The sequence below is a fragment of the Staphylococcus sp. EG-SA-2 genome (assembly GCF_017152085.1).
In genome coordinates this window covers 1-2,978 of record NZ_JACYHC010000572.1, presented here as the reverse complement: position 1 = coordinate 2,978, position 2,978 = coordinate 1, and the positions used below count along the sequence as shown (strand labels likewise).

The window sequence follows — 2,978 nt, the reverse complement described above, 5'->3', positions numbered from 1 at the left end:
AATGTATCATAACTTGATGATAGAACAGGTAAATCATGTTCATTCGCAAAATTAATAACTTTATTAGATGGCTTAAATCCACCAGTAATTAATATAGCCGTACCTCTTTTTAAAGCTTCAATCTGCACATCTTCACGATTTCCGACAATCAATAATGTCTTTGGACCAATATATTTTAAAATATCTTTGAGTTCCATTGCTCCAATTGCAAATTTAGATACCATCTTAGTGATACCTTTATTGCCACCTAACACTTGGCCATCAATAATATTGACAATTTCATTAAAAGTTAAATGTTCAATTTCATTACGATTACGTTTTTCGATTCGAACCGTACCAACACGATCTATCGTTGCGACCATGCCCATTTTATCAGCATCTTTAATTGCACGATATGCTGTCCCTTCAGATACGTTTAAAAATTTAGCGATTTTACGCACCGAAATTTTAGAGCCTATAGATAACGATTCAATATAATCTAAAATTTGTTCATGTTTTGTCATTCTTTACCTCTTCTTTTCGAACAGTATTAACTACATTATAACTTTATTTTGGATAAAAAGCATTGAAGTGAAATGAAATAATGATCGTTTCACCTATTTTATTTTTTGAAAATATACAACAAACACAAAGATCACAAAATCTTTAATTTTAAATGGAAAAATCCATTATTATTTATTAGAATGTAAGTGAGGAGGGATGTACTAATGTATAAAAATATATTACTTGGTGTAGACACTCAGTTAAAAAATGAAAAAGCACTAAAAGAAGTGTCTAAATTAGCTGGCGAAGGTACAGTCGTAACAGTTTTAAACGCAATCAGCGAACAAGATGCTCAAGCATCAATTAAAGCAGGTGTTCATTTAAACAAACTTACTGAAGAACGAAGCAAGCGATTGGAAAAAACACGCAAAGCTTTAGAAGATTATGGTATTGATTATGACCAAATAATTGTTCGTGGTAATGCAAAAGAAGAACTATTAAAACATGCTAATAGCGGTAAATACGAAATTGTTGTTTTAAGTAACCGTAAAGCAGAAGACAAAAAGAAATTTGTACTTGGAAGTGTCAGCCACAAAGTAGCAAAACGTGCGACTATCCCTGTATTAATCGTTAAATAAAATTTTTATCCAGAATCACAAATAATCTTTCAATCATGATGCAGTCTCAAACGACTGAGTAAACACAAGAAATGATTATGACTGTGGTTCTGGATTTTTTATATCGTAGTAAATTTATAATCAATGTCTAATTGTATAAAACTAAAATTACGAGAGTAGGTCAGAAATGATAAAGAACCACTGATGTCCCCCGTCCACGTCGTAACTGAATCAGTAGAATATAAAAACACCCACTAAAAATATGCAGACGATAACTTCCACATAGATTAGCGAGGTGTTTTTTAGTGTAAAATCTATATTCTATTTAAAACTGAACAGATTCACCTGGTTTTAAAATTTGCACGTCCCCTACATTAACAGCATCTTTAAATTGTTGTGGATCTTGTTCGATTAATGGGAATGTATCATAATGAATCGGTACAGAAATTTTTGGTTTAATAAATTCATTAATAGCATAACTTGCATCATCAATACCCATCGTAAAATTATCTCCAATTGGTACAAAACATACATCAACTGGATGACGTTTCGCAATAAGTGACATGTCACTAAACAGACCTGTATCACCAGTATGATAAATTGTTTTTCCTTCAACTTCAAACACGATACCCATTGGCATACCTAAATAAACTGGAATACCATTTTCATGTGTAAAACTTGAACTATGAAATGCTTGAACAAATTTAACGCTTCCGAAATCAAAGTTTGCTTTACCACCAATATTCATACCATGAACATTTTCAACACCGTGATATGAAGAAAGATAGTCAGCCATTTCTGCACTTCCAATTACTGTTGCTCCTGTTTTCTTTGCTAGTTCCACAACATCACCAAAATGATCAAAATGACCGTGCGTTAAAACGATATAGTCTACCTGCACTGTTTCAATATTCAAATCACACTTAGGGTTATTTGAAATAAACGGATCTACGATAACCTTTTTGTTGTTCCCTTCTAAATAAATCGTTGATTGACCATGAAATGATAACTTCATTTGAGCATCCTCCTATCAATTGCTATATAAATTTAGTACCCTTTTGCCACTTAATTATAACAAATTCTCAAATTTTAAAAATTGAAAATCTAGTTAATGTATTAGCTCGATTTTGAAATCTAATAATAATTGGCATAAAATGGAAGTAATATTATGTTGAGGAGTGTTTATGAAATGACAAAAATATCAAAAATAATAGACGAACTGAACAATCAACAAGCTGATGCAGCATGGATTACAACACCGTTGAATGTATATTATTTTACTGGATACCGTAGCGAACCCCATGAAAGATTATTTGCATTATTGATTAAGAAAGATGGTAAACAAGTACTATTTTGTCCAAAAATGGAAGTCGAAGAAGTCAAAGCATCACCTTTCACAGGTGAAATCGTTGGATATTTAGACACTGAAAATCCTTTTTCACTTTATCCTCAAACAATCAATAAATTACTAATTGAAAGCGAGCACTTAACAGTAGCACGCCAAAAACAATTAATCTCTGGTTTCAATGTCAATTCATTCGGAGATGTTGATTTAACAATCAAACAATTAAGAAATATTAAATCCGAAGATGAAATTAGCAAAATACGTAAAGCTGCTGAGTTAGCAGATAAGTGTATCGAAATAGGTGTTTCTTATTTAAAAGAAGGTGTGACTGAACGTGAAGTAGTCAACCATATTGAGCAAACTATCAAACAATATGGCGTCAATGAAATGAGTTTTGATACGATGGTTTTATTTGGAGATCATGCCGCATCACCTCATGGCACACCAGGAGATCGCAGATTAAAAAGCAATGAATATGTACTATTTGATTTAGGTGTAATTTATGAGCATTATTGTAGCGATATGACACGTAC

Annotated in this window: 4 protein-coding genes; 2 read left to right on the top strand and 2 right to left on the bottom strand. The window is 32.0% G+C overall.

The genetic code is table 11. From position 1 onward, the window contains the following. Positions 1-503 (bottom strand): DRTGG domain-containing protein (locus IDG60_RS09855; protein WP_206160658.1); only part of this gene is annotated, 503 nt, incomplete at its 3' end. Between the two features lie 204 nt (positions 504-707). On the opposite strand from IDG60_RS09855, the gene IDG60_RS09850 reads away from it, so the two are divergent. After that, positions 708-1,121, top strand: coding sequence for a universal stress protein (locus tag IDG60_RS09850; protein WP_000277602.1), 414 nt, complete (start codon positions 708-710; stop codon positions 1,119-1,121). A gap of 304 nt (positions 1,122-1,425) precedes the next feature. Here IDG60_RS09850 and IDG60_RS09845 read toward each other — a convergent pair whose 3' ends face one another. Beyond that, a complete protein-coding gene (locus IDG60_RS09845; protein WP_000777188.1) occupies positions 1,426-2,115 on the bottom strand; it encodes a metal-dependent hydrolase in 690 nt (229 codons plus the stop codon). A gap of 174 nt (positions 2,116-2,289) precedes the next feature. Here IDG60_RS09845 and IDG60_RS09840 point away from each other — a divergent pair. Further along, on the top strand, positions 2,290-2,978 hold a 689-nt coding region (locus IDG60_RS09840), incomplete at its 3' end, for a M24 family metallopeptidase (RefSeq protein WP_206160657.1).